This is a genomic window from Gemmatimonas phototrophica (assembly GCF_000695095.2).
In the GTDB taxonomy this organism is placed as follows: Bacteria; Gemmatimonadota; Gemmatimonadetes; order Gemmatimonadales; family Gemmatimonadaceae; genus Gemmatimonas; species Gemmatimonas phototrophica.
Genome location: NZ_CP011454.1, coordinates 1,715,299 through 1,734,324, shown reverse-complemented (window position 1 = coordinate 1,734,324; position 19,026 = coordinate 1,715,299). Strand labels below are relative to the sequence as shown.

The window sequence follows — 19,026 nt, the reverse complement described above, 5'->3', positions numbered from 1 at the left end:
GCCGAATCTACATGAAGCCCAGCTCATCGCCAGCGGCGCAATTATGCCCGGAAGAAGTACACATACTTCGCCACGAGACCACCGCGTGCCGGACGCGCCCACGGAATGGCACGCTCGAGCCCAGTGGGCCAGGCACTGTTCCACACCACATACAGATCGCTGCCGGGTTTCACCGTCCAGCGCACGCGCGCGTTGGTGCTGGCGCGCTGCGACTGGTTCTCCCATTGCGCAAACAGTGTGGCATTGAGGCGCGGATTGAATGCGTAGTCCCCACGCACACGCACGGTCTTCGCCGTGAAGCGTGCCACGGGGAGCGTGACATCCGAAATCTGCGCCTCCAACGTCAACAGCATGTGCGGCGCCCGACGCAGTCGAACACTGCTCGACACATCGCGCGACTGCCCGTTGTAGAAATCGCCGGCGCTGACGTTCAGCGTCACCTTCACCGGACGCGCCTCGGCGCCATTGTACTGCAGCTCCCCGCGCGTCCACCAGTACTGCCCAGGAGCGACATTGGCGTTGGTGAACAGGGAAAACGTCTGGTCGGGCGCATCGAAACGCCGACGCACCGTGGTTTCCAATCGATCGCCGTTCTGGAACTGCAGGCCAAACGGTTTCACAGAGAATGAGGCGTTGTCCAGCCCGCCGTTGACGCCCCACACCAGATCGTAGCTGGCCACGTTGAATTCATAGCGCCGGATATAGCGGCTGCGCTTCTTGGGGCGCGGTGTGAACTGCGTATTGCCGGCAATACGATTGATGCCCCGCTGCTGCACAAACCCCAAGGCGGGATCGTAGGCCGCATCGATATGATCGAAGCGCACGACAATATCGGCGTTGTCGTTGGGGTAATCCACCATGAAGCGGTAGTGGGCGCCTGTCTCACCTCCGGCAGAATCGCGACTAAAGGCCGCGTTGCCGAGCAGAATGAGATTTTGTCCGCCCTGCACGATGTACGGCAGCACGAAGTCCACGCCTCCCGCCGCGCTGCCCGGACGACCGGTTTCACCGGCAAAGGTGCCCATGGCACCGACGTAGCCCCGCCCCAAAATGTCCTGTTTGACGCGCAGCACGGCGTTTGAGCTTTTTTCGTCACCCGACGTGCGTGCAGCCAAAAACCCCACTTGCCGACTGCCAGCCCGTCCCTGCATGCGCACGCCCACCGGAATGGTGACCGGCGTACCACTCGCCCCCAGGCCAATGCGCCGGGAATAGAACATCTGCGCTTCGCGCGGCCGACCAAAATCAAAGATGGCCGAGCCTTCCGTGAAAAACGGACGCTGCTCGGGAAAGAACAGCGGAAAGCGGGTGAGATTCACGATCTGCCGATCGACTTCCGCCTGAGCAAAGTCAGGATTGAAGGTGAGATCGGCCGTAATGGTGTTGGTGATCGGCACCTTGAGATCGAGCCCGATATTGCCATCGCTGGCCGACGGCGCCAAGACGGAATCGCCCGAGACCGCGAAATACCGTCGCTCCGTGAGTCGTGATTCACCGGAGATGTACGGACGGGCTTCCACACGCGGCCGGCGAGGGAGGCCGTCGAGATTCCCGATGAGCCCTTCCTGCTCGAGAAACCGAAACCCTTCGGTTCGCCGCCAGGCGCGCCAAAGCGTTTCTTCATTCTTCCGTGGCATGAACCGACGGAAGTTCATCCCCATGACGCTGTCGCCTTCGGCGTAGCGCAAGGTGGCCCATGGAATGAGCATCTCGATGAAGTAGCCCTCCCCGGTGATGGAGGTACGCACGTCCCACACGCCATCCCAGCTTTCGTTTCCCGTTTCGGCATCCACATGCTCGCCGTCCCACATGGCGCCGTTGGAATTGGTGCGAAAATAGAAGGCACTGCGTTTGTCGTGCAGCCCATCAATGCCCATGGACACGTAGTCGTCGCTGCGCAATTCCGCATCGCGACGCACCTGCGTCCGCAAAATATTGGCCGCATCCGAGTCGTAGCACCACCAGCCAATGGCCAGTCCAACCGGCGTCGCCAGCAATCGCACCACCGTGCGTTCAGTGCTCGGTGCGCCCTCGACCGGGTCTCGCTGGCGGAAGTCCGTGATGGAGTCCGCCTGCGCCCAATCCGCTTCCGTGAAGCGCCCGTCGAGCGTGATTTCGCGCGACGTGCGATAGACCCGGTGATCCACCCCATTCACCGTCACCGCACGCTGTGCGGCAATCTGGGAGGGGCGCGCCAGCACGATGGCCAAACAGCAGATCCCCGCCAACAGCAGTGGCTGCCAGCGGGGACGTTTCAGGGATAGGAAGAGGCTCGGCATCGTTCATATACGCCTGCCGGGAACGGACTGCTGGGCGCAGCTCCTGCTCAGCGCGGTCCGACCGCTTTCACCGTAACCGGGATCACGATGGACCACCCCGAGCTCTCCGTACGCACCTGCAGCAGATAGTCTCCCGGCCTGCTCGGTGTCACCTCGAAGTCGGCCGTTTCGCCGGGGCCGCCCATCCAGGTGGCAGGAACCGGCGTACGCAATACCGCTGGCAGCTCGGCGCCATCCTTGGCTACCGGCGTCCATGCCATGGCCTGCGTAAGGGTCCCCAGCGTCACACGGACTTCCCAGTCGGGATGGATACTGGCAAACCGGAACCGATGCCGCTCGCCCACCTTCATGGAGACCGGCGGCGGGGAGGTCCGTCCGTTGACCAATCCCCACGGGCTCGCGGTCCCCAGTGGGACCGCAGGAATGCCGCCGCCACCGATGACGAACAGATGATCGGTGGCCGGGCTATACCGAGCCGGGTCGTCCAACACGAGAATGGCGCCGTACATCCCGCCATTCATCTGCGAGGCTTCGCTGAAGTGCGAGTGATACATGAACGTCCCGCTGCGTGGCGGTGCGAAATTCACCGTCAGTGAATCGCCGGCCGGAATTGGGTGCAGCAGTTTTCCATCGCGCCCACTCACATGTGGCACGCCATCGGGATAGCTCTCGATCTCCAACCCATGCCAGTGCACCGAAGTGGCCTGCGGTAGCCGGTTCACCAACGTGATTGCCACGCGCTCACCACGCTTGAGCAACAGCACCGGCGCCGGTACCCTGAATCCATTCTGCGCGACGGCACCGGTGCTGTCAGCGAGGGCAAAGGCCACCCCCTCGCCGCCGTGCGTGAACGGTGTGGACTTCTTGTCCATGAACAGCCGGAGGTGACGTGTGGCTGCGCGCTCCGGGGTCGGCTCCGGCGAAGTCACCGTGAGCCCCATGACCAACCCCGACATGTGGCGTCCCTCGAGGGTGTATGCCATCCGACGCTCCGCATCGCGATACACGGTATCGGCCGTCGAGACGCCATTCACATGTTGCGCGAAATGGCAATGGAACACCCAATTGCCTGGCTCCGTGGGAAGGAACGCCATCTGCATGGTGTTCCCCGGCGGCAGGTATTGCGTGACCACCAGTGGCTGGCGCGCCGGAGGCGTCCGCGTTTCGGCGGCGAGCGTTGTCATGGCACTGACCCGGTAGTAGAACCCGTGCAAGTGCATGGGATGCGGAATGGTGGCACCGTTCAGCCACCGCCAGTGCACCGAATCACCCATGGCGTAGCGCAGCGGTTCGGTGTGCGGCCAGCTGAGGCCATTCACCGCCAGCTGGGAAACGACCTCTCGACGTCCGGCTACTTCTTCAAACTTGAACGATTCGGTCACGACAAACACCCTATCGCCGCCGCGCGGTTGCTGGGGATCGTCGACCACAATCGCGCCCGTCAACTGTCCTTCTTCCCATCCGCGATCGTCAAAGGACTGCCCATGGCGACCGCCCCAATACAGAAACTGGCCAGAGCGCCCATACGTGACCGAAATGGTGCGCGACTCACCCGGCAACAGCACCACCACATCGTTGGCCTCACGTGTGGCCCGGAGTCCGTGCACATCAATGGTGTCCCGCAGCGTGTTGGTGAGACGCAGCTGCAGCGTACGCCCCCGTGCCATCCGGATGAGTGGAGACGGGACGACGGGCAAACTGTCGGACGACGTCATGGCCCACACGTTCAGCGCGGGGCCCTGCCCCCCCTCCGGCTTCCAGAGGGCTTCCACCAGCGTCAGCGCCACCGCCGGCACGGTGCCCACGACGGTGGTGCGATTGTCGTTGGGGGCGGCCACCGGCGCCGCACGGGGTGGGGTGGGCACAGCGCTACTCACTAACAACTGGCCCCACAACAATCCAAGTGGCAGCGAGAACATCAGGTACTCCGGAGACAGGAATCCGACCGTGGTGGCGTGCACAAAAGACTACTGCACTGATCACCCGCACACCCGTGAATTCGAGAACACCTGCCCGGCCTGCTGGCCCGCCGCCCGACAGTTGCTGATACTTCCGTATGGCCTCCACACTCATCGCCCCATCCATCGCCGACATCCGTTCGGCCCGCGCGCGCATTGCGCCGCACGCTGCCGTCACACCGCTGCTCCGCTCTCCGGCCCTCGACGCCGTCGCCGGCGGGACGGTCTTGCTGAAGGCCGAGGTGTTGCAGCACACCGGGTCCTTCAAGTTGCGCGGTGCGCTGAACCGCTTGCTGCAGCTGAGCGCCGAGGAACGGGAGCGCGGAGTGGTGGCCTATTCGTCGGGCAATCACGCGCAGGCCGTGGCCTATAGTGCCACCCTGCTGGGGATGCGCTCGGTGATTGTGATGCCCAAGGATGCCCCGCCGCTCAAGATCGAGCGCACGAGGGCATTTGGGGCGGAGGTCGTCCTCTATGATCGTTATACCGAAGATCGGGTGGCGATTGGCGGCCGCATTGCCGCCGAGCGTGGCTCCACGGTGGTACCGCCATTCGAAGACGCCGATGTGGTAGCCGGACAGGGGACACTGGCGCTGGAAGCGCTGGAGCAGGCGCAGGCCATGGGGTACACCCCAGACACCTTCCTGGTGTGCTGCGGCGGTGGTGGGCTTACGGCGGGGTGTGCGCTGGCCGCTGAAGCGGTGTCGCCGTCTACCGTCGTGCACCCGTGTGAACCGGCCGAGTTTGACGACATGGCGCGGTCATTGGCGTTGGGGCATCGTGTGGCCAACGAACCGGGCAAGCGCTCCATATGCGACGCCATTGTGACCGACATTCCCGGCGAATTCACCTTTTCCATCAACCAGCCGCGTGTAGGGGCCGGGTTGCGGGTTACCGACGACGAGGTCCTGAGCGCTATTGCCTTTGCGGTGCGCGAACTCAAGCTGGTGGTTGAGCCCGGCGGTGCGGCGGCGCTGGCAGCGCTGCTGAGCAGCAAACTGGACACCCGCGACCGCACCACGCTCGTGGTCACCACGGGGGGCAATATTGACCCGGCCATTCTGGCGCGGGCCATTGGGGCGGCCTGACGCCATGGCCGTGCTGCTGCGCCGCGCCACGGCGGCCGATATTGCGCCACTCAACGCGCTCATTAACGACTCCGTGCGGCAACTCGCGGTGGGCTACTACACCCCCGCGCAGATTGAGAGCGCCATGCAGCATATGTTTGGCGTCGACTCGCAACTGGTAACTGATGGGACGTATTTCCTGATTGAAGTGGACGGTACCCTCGCGGCGTGTGGCGGCTGGAGTGGACGGCAAACGCTTTTTGGTGGCGACCAGCATAAGGCGTCTGAAAGCGCCGCAACGCCCGCGCAGCACCACCACGGCCATCACCATCACGGCGGTACCGATGCGCCCGTTGATCCGGCTACTGTACCAGCGCGGATCCGGGCGTTTTTTGTGCACCCGCACTTCGCCCGGCGCGGGCTGGCTCGGCAGTTGTACGAGCATTGTGCTGCCGAAGCGCGTGCGGCAGGGTTTCTGGCCCTCGAACTGATGGGCACGCTGCCCGGTGTGCCCTTGTACCGCACTCTGGGGTTTGAGACCGTTGAGGCCGTTCCGGTGTTGCTCCCCGATGGTGTCGTGGTGCCCTGTGAACGCATGCGACGAGCGCTCGACTGATCGGTTCGCTGCCGACCGTCGTGCCTGTTCAGGAAACCAACTACCTTAGTAGTGTGTTATCTGCGGTGGGTGCTTTCCCTGTTCCAGCCCCTTCTCTGAGTCCGTCCATGTCCCAGACATCCGTTCGTTTCGCCGGCCTTGTTGTGGCCAGCACGCTTCTTTCGCTTCCGCTGGCCGCCCAGAACAAGCCCGCCCAGGCGGACTACGCCGCGGCCATGCACCGCGAGCACATGAACGAAACGCCCACCGCATCGGCGGGCGCCACGATTGCACCACGCCGTGCGGTGGTGGGCGAGTCGGTGGTGTACGCCACTGTCGATGGCAAGCAGATCAAGGGCTATCTCACCAAGCCGGCCAACTTCAAGACTGGCCCGGCCATTGTGATGGTGCACGAGTGGTGGGGACTGAACGACAACATCAAGGCGATGGCCGATCGCTACGCCGGCGAAGGCTACGCCGTGTTGGCCGTAGACCTGTTTGGTGGCTCGGTGGCCTCCACGCCCGACGCGGCGATGAAGCTGTACCAGGCCGGCATGTCCAACATTGCCGCCGGTGAACAGAACGTCGCCACCGCGGTGTCGTACCTGCGCGCCAACGGCGCCACGTCGGTGGGCACGGTGGGCTACTGCTTTGGCGGACACTGGTCGCTGCGCACCGGACTGGCCGCGGGCACGGGCGTGAATGCGGTGGTGATCTACTACGGCGCCCCCATCACCAACGCCACCGACCTCGCCCGCCTCAAGGCGCCGGTCCTTGGTCTCTTTGGTGGCAAGGACACGGGCATTCCGCTCGACAGCGTGCGGGCCATGGAAGCGCAGATGGGCAAGGCTGGCAAGCCGGTCACGATCACGGTGTACGACAACGCCAACCATGCCTTCGCCAACCCCAGCGGTCAGGCCTATGACAAGGCGGCGGCCGAGGATGCGTTCAAGAAGACGACGGCGTTTTTCAAGGCGAATTTGAAGTGAAGGCCGTTGGATACTGAGCACTGAAAACTCCAACTGACGACTGACGACTTGAACTGAGAACTGAGAACTCCCTCGGGTATCGCGTGATGCCCGGGGAGTTTTCAGTTTTCAGTTGGAGTCTTCAGTTTTCAGTTGGAGTCTTCAGTTTTCAGTTGGAGTCTTCAGTTTTCAGTTGGAGTCTTCAGTCTAGAGTTAAGGCCCTGCGGCAGAGTTACCCTGATCCCCCAACGAACCGGACGTTTGGGCCATAGTATTGGGCATGACTTCCCGCCGCGATTTTCTCGCGACCGGTGGCGCGGCGCTGGGTGCGCTCGCCGTTGGTCCCCGCCTCCTCGAGGCCATGCCCGGGGCGCCCGCCCTGCCGGCGCTGTACACCGATGCCGCTACCCGTGAGCTCATGATGGAGGCGCTCGACGCCGCCAAACGGGCCGGGGCCACGTGGGCCGATGTGCGCATTTCGCGCAATCGCAACAACAGCGTGCAGGCCCGCGAAAAGCAGGTCACCGACGTGGTGGATACCGACACCATGGGGTGCGGCGTGCGCGTGCTGGTAGACGGCTGCTGGGGCTTTGCCGCCACGCAGGAGCTCAGCAAGGCTGGCGTGGGCAGTACCGCCCAGGAAGCGGTCGCCATTGCCAAAGCCAATCGCATTGCCCGCGATCGCCGCGTGGAACTCGCCCCTGCCCCGGCACAGGTGGACAAGACCTGGCGCTCCGCGTACACCGTCGATCCGTTCACCATTGCGGTGGAAGAAAAGGCCGACCTGCTGCTGCGTGCCAACGCCGCCGCGCTCACCGTGCCCACGGTGCGCTTTGTGAACAGCGGCCTGTCGTTCGTGAAGGAAGAGCGCAACTACGCCAACACCGACGGCACAGTCACCACGCAAGACTACGTGCGCAGTTGGGTGACGATGTCCTGCACCGCGGTGTCGCCCGATCGTACGGGTAGCGCCGTGCGTGGCCCCGAAGTCGTCCAGCCTGCCGGTCGCGGTTGGGAATACGTGCTCGAAGCCGACATCGTGAACAACGCCAAGGTGTGGGCCGGTGAAGCGGCCGAAAAGCTCACCGCCAAGGCGGTGGAGCCGGGGCGCTACGATCTCATTCTGCACCCGTCGCAGCTGTTCCTCACCATTCACGAATCCGTGGCGCATGCGACCGAGCTCGACCGCGCGATGGGCTATGAAGCCAATTACGCCGGCACGTCGTTCGTAGCGCCACCGGAGAAGGTGCTCGGCTCACTCAAGTTCGGCTCGCCGATCATGCAGGTCATCGGCAATCGCAGCGAACCCGGCGCACTCGCCACCATCGGCTACGACGACGACGGCGTGGTGCCAGACGAGTTCCACATCATCAAAGACGGCATCTTCGTGGACTACCAGACCAACCGCGAACAGGCGCCGTGGTTGCGCGAGTACTACGCGAAGACCGGCAAGCCCGTACGCTCGCACGGCTGCTCGTACGCGCAGAGCTGGGCGGACGTGGCGTTCCTGCGCATGCCCAACGTGTCGCTGCAGCCCGGCCCCAAGGATATCGGCTGGGACGATCTCATCGCCGCGACCGACAAGGGGATCGCGATGATCGGGCGCGCGTCGTACTCCATCGATCAGCAGCGCTACAACGCGCAGTTCGGCGCGCAGTTGTGCTACGAAATCCGCAAGGGGAAAATCGTGGGTCAGGTGAAGGACGCCGCCTACCAGATGCGCACGCCGGATTTCTGGAACACCCTCGACATGCTCGGCGGCCAGAAGAGCTACATGCACGGCGGCACCTTCAACGATGGCAAGGGGCAGCCCGGTCAGAGCAACGCGGTGAGTCACGGCTGTCCGCCGGCCCGCTTCAAGAACGCGAACATCATCAACACGGGGCGCGCGCTGTGAGTACTTTTTCCGATAACGACGCGCCGAAGTCGCTGTTCCACATCAGCCGCGCCGCAGCTCCCACGGGCGTACTGTCACGCGAGGAGGCCCAGGCGCTGGTGGAGCGCACGGTAAAGCTCAGCAAAGCCGACGCCGTGCGCGTGTCGGTGCAAAGCGGCCGCGAAACCAATCTGCGTTTTGCCGACAACCAGATGTCCACGAGTGGGGTGACCACCAACACCACCATTCGCGTGCAGAGTGTCTTTGGCAAACGCAAAGCCAGTGTGGTGACCAACGACCGCAGCGATGAAGGGTTGCGTCGTGCGGTGCAGCAATCAGAAGCGCTGGCCAGGCTGGCGCCCGAAGACCCGGAGTACCTGGGCGAGTTGCCGGCGCAGCAGTACCGGGCTATTGAGTCGTGGAGTGATCGTACCGCCGAACTGTCGGCAGACGATCGCGCGCGCGCCGCACTCACGGCGTTGGCACCGGCACGGGCGGGCAACGAGCTCACGGTGGCCGGGTTCATTATCTGCAACGCTGCCGCGACCGCGATTGGCACCAATGCCGGGCTCTTTGCCTACCACCGCGGCACAACGGCCAACTACACACTTACCGCGCGCACCAATGACGGCACGGGATCAGGCTGGGTAGGCGCCGAAGACACCGATTGGAGCCGCATCGACTTCAAGTCGGTAGCCGATCGCGCCATTGAAAAAGCGCGCCGGTCTCGCACCCCCGTTGGTCTTGAGCCCGGGCGGTACACAGTGATTTTTGAGCCAGAGGCCACGGCCAACCTGGTGGGGCTCATGGCCAATGCCTTTCAGGCCCGTGCGGCCGACGAAGGACGATCGGCCTTCTCCAAGACCGGCGGCACCAAGGTTGGGGAGAAAATTGTTGATGATCGGGTCACGCTGTACTCCGATCCATCCGACGGGCTCATCCTCGCTTCCCCGTTTGACAACGAAGGATTGCCGCTTTCCCGGCAAACCTGGATTCAGAACGGCGTGCTCAATCAGCTGGCCTACAATCGGTTCTGGGCCAATAAGCAGGGTAAGACACCAACCGGTAGCACCGCCGGACTCCGCATGGCCGATGGGGCGGAATCGCTGGAATCACTCATCGCCGGAACGTCTCGGGGCGTGCTGGTAACGCGGTTGTGGTACCTGCGCCCGCTGGATCAGCGCACGCTCATGTACACGGGCCTCACCCGTGACGGAACGTTCCTCATTGAAAACGGCAAGATCGCGCGATCCATCAAGAACTTCCGATTCAATGATTCACCGCTCTTCATGTTGAACAATCTCGAAGGCATCGGTAAAGCCGTGCGCACTGCGGGCGGCGAAGGAGGGCCCGGTGTGGCCATGCCGCCCCTCAAGGTGCGAGACTTCAATTTTACCAGTCTGTCCGACGCGGTCTGACCGGGGATAGATTTCCCGTCATGACGGCGGCGCAGAAACGGCGGCGGTGGCCTGTGGTCACCGCCGCACTTGTCCTATTGATATTGCTGGCGGGGCCGCGCACCTGTGTGCGCGCTCCCGACCTGGGCGTCGTGCGCTCCGCCGTGCCTACCGCCATAACGGCGCTCCCCGCGTGGCTGCAACAGCGTGAAGAGCAAGCAGGCGCCATGGACACCGCCGTCGCCAAGCGTATTCGCTTTGCGGATCCTGCTGCACCAGTCAAAACCGCGTGGAGTGTGGTGTACCTGCACGGTTTCTCCGCCACCCGACAGGAAACCGCGCCGGTGTCAGAGCTGGTGGCCAAATCGTTGGGCGCCAATCTCTTTGAAACGCGCCTGCGCGGGCACGGTCTCCCCGGCGATTCGCTTGGGAGCGTAACGGCTCAGGATTGGCTCACCGATGCCGTGGAAGCATTGGAAATTGGCCGCCGCCTTGGCGACTCCGTCCTGGTGATTGGCACGAGCACCGGCGGCACTTTGGGCGTGTGGCTCGCCACTCTCGAAAGCGGTCAGCGAGAGGGACTCCATGCGCTCGCGCTCATTTCGCCGAACTTTGGCCCCAAGGACCCTGCCGCCGCCGTGCTTACCCTGCCGTGGGCCAAGGTGCTGCTCCCGCGATTCATTCCGCAGCGCGAGTGGACCGCCCGCAACGACGAGCAGCGTCGCTTCTGGACCATGAAGTATCCCTCCACCGCGCTCTTTCCCATGCAGGCGCTGGTGGAGCACACGCGCAGCCAGTCGCTCAAGGGCTACAATGTGCCCACCCTCGTGTTCTTCCACGAGAACGATCAGGTGGTGGATGCCGCCCGCACACACCGGTGGATTGACGCACTGGCCATGGAAACGCTGTCGTCGGTGGAACAGGTAAGCATCATTCCCACCGACGGCGAAGACGGGCACGTGCTGGCCGGCCGCATTGTCGCGCCAAGCCAGACCAACACGGTGCGCGACAAGATCGTGGAGTTCGTCAGGCCTTAGCTTTGTGGTCTTTTAGGCGCAGCAGCCCTTCCTGCGCCACACTCGCCACCAACAGTCCGCCGCGCGTAAAGATCTGACCGCGGACGAAGCCGCGGGAGCCAAAGGCATTGGGGCTGTCCATCACGTACAGCAGCCACTCGTCGGCGCGAAAGGGCCGGTGCATCCACAGCGTGTGGTCGAGCGACGCGAGGAACATGCGGGGGTCGCCGTAGCGAATGCCATGCGGGAACAGGGCCGTGGGGAGAAAGCCGTAGTCCGATGCGTACGCCAGAATGGCCTGGTGCACGATGGGGTCATCGGGGAGCGCGTCAATCACCCGGAACCACACATACCGCTCAGGCTCACCTTCGGCCGGCCCGCCAGGCAAATGCGACTGTGGCGAGCGGAAGTCGATGGGGCGATCCTGCGTGATGACGGTGCGGAGCTCGGGCGGCAGCACCGCCGCATTCTCACGGACCTGCTGCAGCTCCGGCTTGATGCTGTCCGGGTCGCGCACCTGTGGCATGGTCACCTGGTGATCCAGCCCCGGCTCTTCAATGTGAAACGAGGCGGACAGGTGAAAGATGGCCTCCCCGTGCTGAATGGCCGTGACGCGCCGGCTGGTGAACGTCCCACCGTCCCGAGGCCGGTCCACAAAGTAGACGATGGGGGCCTTGAGGTCGCCGGGGCGCAAAAAGTAGCCGTGCACCGAATGCGCCTCGCGCGGCCCCTCCACCGTGCGGCGGGCCGCCACCAGTGCTTGCGCGAAGACTTGTCCGCCAAAGACGCGACCCGTGCCAAGGTCCCGGTTCTTTCCGCGGTAGATGTTCACTTCGAGCTTTTCGAGCTCGAGCAGGTCCAGCAGTTCCGATACGATGCTCATGGAGTGAATATGTGGCATGAATCGCGCTTTCCGCTCATTCGCTCTGGCCCTGGTCTGCATCGTGGCCGGCACCTGGCTGCTTTGTAGCCCCCGGGACCAGGCATCGCTCCCCTCGGCGCCGGTACCGGCCCCTGTTCCGGCGGCTGGCGACGCCCCGGCCGCGGGCCCGGCGTCGGCCGCCCCTCAAACCCCGACCGCCCCCCGCAGCACCATTGGGTTCCGGTCCCGGGTGCGGCTGGACGAGCACTTCGCCAAGCACGGGGCGGAGTTCGCCGCCCCCACTGCCGATGCGTATCTGGCGCTCGCGCAGGCCGTGCGGGCCGCGCCGCCGTCCGGCGAGGTGCTTGAGATTACCCGCCCAACGGATGGCGTGATTTCCAAGTATGATCGGAGCAGCGGCGCCTTCATTGCGTTTGACGCCGACAGCACGATTCGCACGTTCTTCAAGCCGAATGACGGAGAGGCGTACTTCCGCCGGCAGTCCCGTCGTTCGCCCCGATCCTGATCCCCGCTCCCTCTCTGCAATGCACGAACGCGACGAATGGCTGGCCCAGTGGTCCCGCACGGTGACCGAAGTGGAGCGCGGCTACGAGCTGACTTTCGACGATTACCTCAACGACCTCGATGTGCGCCACGCGCTGCGCGTCATTGAGGAGCACCACGACCAGTGGGCGGATCTGCTCGAGCTCGATACCCGCTTCAAGAACGCCTCGTTCCCCAGTGGCCGCTGCGTGTGGGGCGAGGAAAATGCCGCCGCCGAGGGATGGGACCGGGAGAAGCACTGGTACTACTGGCTGCTCCCCAAGAAGCAGGGGTTGGCGTTTGAGGCAGAGTACTAAGGCGCCCGGGCAGCAAGCGGTAAGGTCACAAATGTGATTCCAGACTCAGCCTCGTTATCTTTCAAGGCTATGTCGGACACTTCGCTGCCCCAGAATACCCCGGCCGAGCCCATCTCGGCTGAGCAGATCGCTGCCGCTACGGCCCTCCTCGAGAAGCTCGCGGAGGACCGTGCCAACTTGCTCGAGATCCCCGAGGACCAGCGCACGCGCCTGCTCAAGGCCGCGGGCGAAGTGTCGCGCCCGGATGCCATTCTCCGCCGCCAAATGGTGAAGGCCACCAAGCGCCTCAAGAAGGTGGAGCGCACGGCCAAGCTGCAGGAAGCGGAGAACCAGCTGCAGGAAACGGGCATCCGGAAGCTGCGCCGGCAGACGGTGTTCACCACGCCCAATTATCTGCTGCCCGGAAGCGACGAACAGATCACCGTCGACGAACCGGACTTCACCGAAGCGCTGGAAGCCCAGCACTGCTATGTGTGCAAGCAGCAGTTCACGGTGCTGCACCACTTCTACGACCAGCTCTGCCCCAGCTGCGCGGAATTCAACTACCGCAAGCGCACCGAATCGGCCAACCTGAGCGGGCGCACTGCCCTGCTCACCGGTGGACGGGTGAAGATCGGCTACCAGGCGGGTATCAAGCTGCTGCGCGCCGGCGCCCATCTCATTGTCACCACACGCTTCCCGCGCGACTCGGCGCAGCGCTACGCCGCTGAGCCGGACTTTGAACAGTGGAAGCACCGCCTCGAGATTTACGGGCTCGACTTGCGTCATACCCCGAGTGTGGAGGCGTTCTGCCACCACCTCATGGAGACGCACGACCGTCTCGATTTCATCGTGAACAACGCCTGTCAGACCGTCCGGCGCCCGCCCGACTTCTACAAGCACATGATGGATCTCGAGCGGGCGTCGATCAGTGACATGCCGGAGCAGGCGCGCAAGCTGCTCGGCGCGTATGAGGGTGTGCGAGGATACCACTTGCTCCCGGAAGCGGGCGTATCGCGCGAAGACGAAATGATCACGCCCGCGACGTTGCCGCGCGCGCTGGCCGAGGTGGCGGGGATGACACACGCCGCCGAGCTGTCGCAGGTGGCACTGCTGGCCGAGGAGCATCAGGACCAGTCGCAGCTGTTCCCCGAGGGACGCCTGGATCAGGACCTGCAGCAGGTGGATTTGCGCGAGCGCAATTCGTGGCGGTTGCTCATGCACGAAGTGCCGAGTGTGGAGCTACTTGAGGTGCAGCTGGTAAACGCGATTGCGCCGTTCCTGATCAACGCACGCCTCAAGCCACTCATGATGCGCACCGCCAACCGCGACAAGCACATCGTGAACGTGAGTGCGGTTGAGGGGCAGTTCTATCGCAAGTTCAAAACCACGCGCCACCCGCACACCAACATGGCCAAGGCCGCGCTGAACATGATGACGCGCACGTCAGCGGCCGACTACGAGACCGACGGCATTCACATGAACGCGGTGGATACCGGGTGGGTGACCGATGAAGACCCGGTGCACATTGCCGCACGCAAGGTGGAGGAGCATCGCTTCCATCCGCCGCTCGATATCGTGGACGGCGCGGCGCGCATTGTTGATCCGATTATTGACGGGATCAACACCGGCGAGCATGTGTGGGGGAAGTTCCTAAAGGATTACAAGCCGACGGACTGGTAGTCGGAAGAAACTGACAACTGAATACTCAAACTGAGAACTGAAGACTCTTACTGACGACTGACAACTTCTTTCCACTCGGGCGAGGGGAGTTTTCAGTTTTCAGTAGAAGTATTCAGTCGTCAGTTCGAGTTTTCAGTTTTCAGTTCGTTACTACCACTTCAGCCCGCGCAGAAACTCAAAGTTCTCCTTCGCACTCGCCAGCTCGTCGCCGCTCCCTTCCTGCTCCACGAAGCAGGGCTTCTTGTCGAGCTCCGGGACCGCCGCCAGGAACGTCTTGAGGTCAAACACGCCCTTGGCGAGCTCCGTGTCCTTGGTGCGGTCGGCGATCACGTTCTTGAGATGGAAGCTCCAGCAGCGGTTCCGGTACTGCTGCAGGAACGCCAGCGGGTCGCCGCCGCCCATGAGCATGTTGCCCACGTCGAGCTGAAAACGCACGAGCTTGGGGTCGGTCTCCGCCAAAAAGACGTCCATGGGCTTCTGACCCATGATGGGCTTTTCGTGATTGGGTTCGTTGTGCAGCGCAATCCAGAGCCCGTAGCGACGCGCGACCTCACCGGCGTTGTTGAAGCGGTTGGCCCACAGCCTCACCACCTCGATGCTCTTGTTGGCTTCTGACGGCAGACTGGGCGCCGTGAGATAGGTCATCCCCAGCTCCTTGGCCTCAGCGCAACGCTGTTCCCATTCGGTGAGAATGGTCTCCGGGGCCATGTGCGCCGACGGGGCCTTGAGTCCCGTGGCCTTGAGGCTGGCTTTCACCTCCTTGATGCTCTGCCCGAAGTTCTTGAAGCTCCAGAGCAGCTCCACGTCGGTATAGCCAATCTTGGCGAGCGCCTCGAGCGTCTTCTCAGGCGCTTCCCGCATGGCCTTTCGCACGGCATACAGCTCGATGCCAATACGGTTCAAGGCCCCCGCCGACGTGGGGAGGAGGAGGTGGCGGCTGGCCAGAGTGGCGGCCGCAGAGGCGAGGAAGGTGCGACGGAGCATAGGTAAAGCATACGGCCCCCCGCCCCCTACTTCAAACGCCATCGGGTTCCGACGCGTATTCTCCCTGTATCCCGTCCCATCCCCGGAGCCTGTATGACCCGTTTGTCCGCCCTGTCCCTTGTCCTGCTGCCTGCAGCCGTTGTGGCCAATGCCGTAGTGGCTGTGGCCTCCCCCCTGGCCGCGCAGCCAGCTGCCAACAGCTGGGACCCGCAGCAGGTACTGCGCACCGAAAAGTTCGTGAAGCCGCCACAGAACATCGAGCGCATGATCATGACGCCGCGCACGGATATTTCGTACGCCAACCAGAGCCCCGACGGACGCTGGTTCCTGCGTACGCGCGGCGCCGATCGCGGCGACATCAAGGCGTACGGCGCACCACACATCTGGCTGGGCGGCCTGCAGGTGGACACGCGCGCCAACCGCGCCCGCAGTGTCACCACCAGCACGCGCACCGGGATGATGCTGGTCGATCCGCGCACCGGCACCGAGCGCCCCATCGCCATTCCCACGGGCACGACCATGAGCGCCCCGGTCTGGTCGCCCGTTGGTACGCACGTGGCCTTTTTGGTGAACTCCCCCGCGGCATCGTATGCGTACGTGGCCGATGTGGCCTCAGGAAAGATCACGCGCCTCAGCGAGCGTCCGTTGCTGGCGACCATGGTGACCGATCTCGACTTCACCGCCGATGGCAAGCATGTGGTGGCGGTTCTGGTACCGCAGAATCGCGGACCGATCCCTACGCATGGCGAGGGCGACATTGAAGACGGCCCGCAGGTGCGACTCACTGAATCGAAAGCCATTCCGCAGCCGGTGCACTTTTCCTTGCTGCAGGACCCGCATGACAAGGCGCTGCTCAGGTACCACACCACTGGCCAAGTCGCGCTGATCGATATCCGCACGCGTGCCGTAAAGACCGTGGGTGCGCCCACCATGGTACGTACCGTGGACGCTTCGCAGGACGGCAGCCATGTGCGGGTCACGCGTATGACGGAGCCGTTCTCGTATCTGGTGCCGGTGGCGAGCTTTGGCTCCGTGCAGGAGCTGTGGGATGCCACGGGCAAGGTGGTGGCCACCCTCAGCACGCAGCCGTTGCGTGAAGGAGGGCGAGGCGACGATGCGGGCGGGCCGGCGCGGGCCGTCGCCTCCAATGACACCAGCCGCCGCGCCATGCAGTGGAACCCCATTGGTCCGGGGCTACTGTACCTGCAAAATGTCCCGGCCCCGCCAGCCACGCCGCCGGCAGGTGGGAACCGCAACGAAGGAGGACCAAACAACCGTCCCACCGCCAACGCGCCTATTCAGGTGCGTGCCCCGCGTGGGCAGGTCGTGGTATGGAAGGCACCGTATGGCCCCAACGACACCACCGTGCTGTACCGCGGCGGTCCGCAGCTGGCCAACGTGACGTTCAGCCTCGATAGCAGCACGATGTTCGTGAGCGACAGTGGGGCCGTGATTGCCGTGCGGGTAAAGAACCCCGCCGAGCGCTGGAACTTGGGGCGCAATGTCTCGCTGCCGGCGGCACAGCCGTTGTTTGGTGGCGGTGGCTTGGGTCGCGCCAACAGCGACAGCACTGCCGGTCAGCTGGTGACGCGCCGCATTGCCGGAACGCCGTATGTATTGCTGGGCAAAGATGGCAAGAGTGTGGCGCTGAGTGGCACCCGCACGCCCGGTGCCAATTGGTTCAAGCAGGCGCCACGACCGTGGCTGGACCGCATGGACATCACCAGCAAGGCCCGCACGCGACTCATGGATTCGCCAGCCGACACGTACGAGGAGTTTGTGGCGGCGCTTGATGCCGACGTATCGCAGTATTTGGTCACGCGTGAATCACACACCGTACTGCCCGATGCGTGGCTGCGTACCGCCGGGAGCACCGAGGCCAAGCAGCTCACGAAGAACGTGGATGTGGGCCCCGAAGTCAGTCAGGCACTCTCCAAGCGCATTCAGGTCGTCCGGCCGCGTGATGGCACGAAGTACTGGGTGGATGTCACACTGCCACGCGACTGGAAGGCCGGTCAGCGGCTCCCCGGCATCATCTGGTTCTATCCACGGGAGTACGCCACCGAATCGTCGTATCAGGAGTCGCGCAACGGCACCAACATCAACGCCTATCCCACGGTCCCGTCGGCCCGTCCGGCCAGCAGCATGCAGCTGTGGGTCTCACAGGGGTACGCGCTCATTCAGCCGGATATTCCCATTTACGGTGACGCCGGCCGTATGAACGACAACTACACGCGGGATCTCGAAGAGAATCTCGACGCCGTGCTGGATGCCGTGGTAGACAGTGGCTTTGTGGATCGCGACAAGATGGGCATTGGTGGCCACAGCTACGGCGCCTTCAGCACCGTGAACGCCATGACGCTCATGCCCAACTTCAAGGCCGGCATTGCGGGCGATGGTATGTACAATCGCACGCTCACCCCGTTTGGCTTCCAGAGCGAGCGGCGCAATTTCTTCCAGGCCAGGGAGACGTACCTGGACATGTCGCCGTTCCTGCGCGCCGACAAGATTGCCGGCGCCTTGCTGCTCTACCACGCGTGGGAAGATCAGAACCAGGGCACGGCGCCCATCAGCTCCACGCGCATGTACGCCGCGCTGCAGGGGCTGGGGAAGAACGCGGCGCTGTACATGTATCCGTACGAAGATCACTCCGTCTCCACGTATGCCAGCGATCTCGATTTGTGGGCGAGATGGGTGGCGTGGATGGACGTGCATGTGAAGGGAATGGGCAAGGCGCCGGCGAAGGCGTTGGTGCCGTGAGGACGACTGACAACTGAAAACTCGAACTGAGAACTGAGAACTTCGACTGATTACTGACAACTTCTTGAGGCTGACGAGTTTTCAGTTGTCAGTTTGAGTTTTCAGTTGTCAGTTTGAGTTTTCAGTTGTCAGTTTGAGTTATCAGTTGTCAGTTCGAGTTTTCAGTTCTCAGTTTCCCCCCATGCCCCCCACCTACTTCCCCACCCCTTCCGCTTTTCGCGCCTGGCTGAAGCAGCACCACGCTTCCGCCACCGAACTGCTCGTGGGCTTCCACAGAGTGGACAGCGGAACGCCCAGCATGACATGGACCGAGAGCGTACGCGAAGCGCTCTGCTACGGCTGGATTGATGGCGTGCGGCACCGGGTGGACGAGTCCCGCTACAGCATTCGCTTCACGCCGCGCAAAGCGAAGAGCATCTGGAGTGCGGTCAATGTGAAGCATGTGGAAGAGCTCACCGCGGCCGGACTGATGCAACCGGCCGGGATTCGGGCCTTTGAAGCGCGCACCGCAAACAAGACCGGCGTCTACGCTTTTGAGCAGCGCACGGCGGAGCTACCTGAGCCCTATGCCGGCATGCTCGCGGCCAACACCAAGGCCGCCACGTTCTTTGCCACGCTGCCGGCTGGCTATCGCAAGCAGGCCGTCTGGTGGGTCGTGAGCGCGAAGCGTGAGGCCACCCGGGAATCTCGGCTGGCCACGCTCATCGCCTGCTGCGCTCGCGGGGAGCGGCTGCCGTAACGG

At 63.6% G+C, this 19,026-nt stretch carries 15 protein-coding genes; 11 read left to right on the top strand and 4 right to left on the bottom strand.

What is annotated here, in order from left to right; translation table 11 throughout:
* Positions 1 to 41: 41 nt before the first annotated feature.
* Together GEMMAAP_RS07190 and GEMMAAP_RS07185 are read right to left on the bottom strand one after the other, a co-directional pair.
* Positions 42 to 2,279, bottom strand: a complete 2,238-nt coding sequence (locus tag GEMMAAP_RS07190; RefSeq protein WP_026850423.1) for a carbohydrate binding family 9 domain-containing protein — start codon at positions 2,277 to 2,279, stop codon at positions 42 to 44.
* Positions 2,280 to 2,326: 47 nt separating this feature from the next.
* The gene (locus tag GEMMAAP_RS07185) at positions 2,327 to 4,144 is read right to left on the bottom strand and encodes a multicopper oxidase domain-containing protein (RefSeq protein ID WP_158514764.1); all 1,818 of its coding nucleotides are present in this window, start codon (positions 4,142 to 4,144) and stop codon (positions 2,327 to 2,329) included.
* A gap of 191 nt (positions 4,145 to 4,335) precedes the next feature.
* On the opposite strand from GEMMAAP_RS07185, the gene GEMMAAP_RS07180 reads away from it, so the two are divergent.
* The 6 genes from GEMMAAP_RS07180 to GEMMAAP_RS07155 all read left to right on the top strand — a co-directional run bounded on the left by GEMMAAP_RS07180 (position 4,336) and on the right by GEMMAAP_RS07155 (position 11,177).
* A complete protein-coding gene (locus tag GEMMAAP_RS07180) occupies positions 4,336 to 5,325 on the top strand; it encodes a threonine ammonia-lyase (protein ID WP_026850421.1) in 990 nt (329 codons plus the stop codon).
* A gap of 4 nt (positions 5,326 to 5,329) precedes the next feature.
* Complete coding sequence (locus tag GEMMAAP_RS07175) at positions 5,330 to 5,920, top strand: GNAT family N-acetyltransferase (RefSeq protein ID WP_026850420.1); 591 nt, start codon at positions 5,330 to 5,332, stop codon at positions 5,918 to 5,920.
* 107 nt (positions 5,921 to 6,027) lie between these two features.
* Positions 6,028 to 6,888 (top strand): dienelactone hydrolase family protein, encoded by an 861-nt coding sequence (locus tag GEMMAAP_RS07170; protein ID WP_026850419.1) that lies wholly within the window; start codon positions 6,028 to 6,030, stop codon positions 6,886 to 6,888.
* 259 nt (positions 6,889 to 7,147) lie between these two features.
* Positions 7,148 to 8,764 (top strand): TldD/PmbA family protein, encoded by a 1,617-nt coding sequence (locus GEMMAAP_RS07165; RefSeq protein WP_043581356.1) that lies wholly within the window; start codon positions 7,148 to 7,150, stop codon positions 8,762 to 8,764.
* The gene (locus GEMMAAP_RS07160; RefSeq protein ID WP_082821140.1) at positions 8,761 to 10,161 is read left to right on the top strand and encodes a TldD/PmbA family protein; all 1,401 of its coding nucleotides are present in this window, start codon (positions 8,761 to 8,763) and stop codon (positions 10,159 to 10,161) included. Before GEMMAAP_RS07165 ends, GEMMAAP_RS07160 begins: the two co-directional genes overlap by 4 nt.
* A 20-nt stretch (positions 10,162 to 10,181) precedes the next feature.
* Entirely contained in the window at positions 10,182 to 11,177 is a 996-nt protein-coding gene (locus GEMMAAP_RS07155; RefSeq protein ID WP_053334367.1) for an alpha/beta hydrolase, read from the top strand.
* Here GEMMAAP_RS07155 and GEMMAAP_RS07150 read toward each other — a convergent pair.
* On the bottom strand, positions 11,167 to 12,039 hold the full coding sequence (locus GEMMAAP_RS07150; protein WP_026850416.1) for an acyl-CoA thioesterase: 873 nt from the start codon (positions 12,037 to 12,039) through the stop codon (positions 11,167 to 11,169). The genes GEMMAAP_RS07155 and GEMMAAP_RS07150 overlap by 11 nt on opposite strands.
* Before the next feature lie 16 nt (positions 12,040 to 12,055).
* On the opposite strand from GEMMAAP_RS07150, the gene GEMMAAP_RS07145 reads away from it, so the two are divergent.
* The 3 genes from GEMMAAP_RS07145 (at position 12,056) to GEMMAAP_RS07135 (ending at position 14,540) form a co-directional block, all read left to right on the top strand.
* The gene (locus GEMMAAP_RS07145; RefSeq protein WP_026850415.1) at positions 12,056 to 12,544 is read left to right on the top strand and encodes a hypothetical protein; all 489 of its coding nucleotides are present in this window, start codon (positions 12,056 to 12,058) and stop codon (positions 12,542 to 12,544) included.
* Between the two features lie 19 nt (positions 12,545 to 12,563).
* The gene (locus GEMMAAP_RS07140) at positions 12,564 to 12,878 is read left to right on the top strand and encodes a hypothetical protein (RefSeq protein ID WP_026850414.1); all 315 of its coding nucleotides are present in this window, start codon (positions 12,564 to 12,566) and stop codon (positions 12,876 to 12,878) included.
* Positions 12,879 to 12,947: 69 nt separating this feature from the next.
* Entirely contained in the window at positions 12,948 to 14,540 is a 1,593-nt protein-coding gene (locus GEMMAAP_RS07135; RefSeq protein ID WP_026850413.1) for an SDR family NAD(P)-dependent oxidoreductase, read from the top strand.
* 150 nt (positions 14,541 to 14,690) lie between these two features.
* Here the strand turns inward: GEMMAAP_RS07135 and GEMMAAP_RS07130 are convergent, their stop codons facing one another.
* Entirely contained in the window at positions 14,691 to 15,524 is an 834-nt protein-coding gene (locus GEMMAAP_RS07130) for a sugar phosphate isomerase/epimerase family protein (RefSeq protein ID WP_026850412.1), read from the bottom strand.
* Between the two features lie 93 nt (positions 15,525 to 15,617).
* On the opposite strand from GEMMAAP_RS07130, the gene GEMMAAP_RS07125 reads away from it, so the two are divergent.
* The gene (locus GEMMAAP_RS07125) at positions 15,618 to 18,284 is read left to right on the top strand and encodes a S9 family peptidase (RefSeq protein ID WP_026850411.1); all 2,667 of its coding nucleotides are present in this window, start codon (positions 15,618 to 15,620) and stop codon (positions 18,282 to 18,284) included.
* Positions 18,285 to 18,465: 181 nt separating this feature from the next.
* Positions 18,466 to 19,023 (top strand): YdeI/OmpD-associated family protein, encoded by a 558-nt coding sequence (locus GEMMAAP_RS07120; RefSeq protein WP_026850410.1) that lies wholly within the window; start codon positions 18,466 to 18,468, stop codon positions 19,021 to 19,023.
* Positions 19,024 to 19,026: the final 3 nt, after the last annotated feature.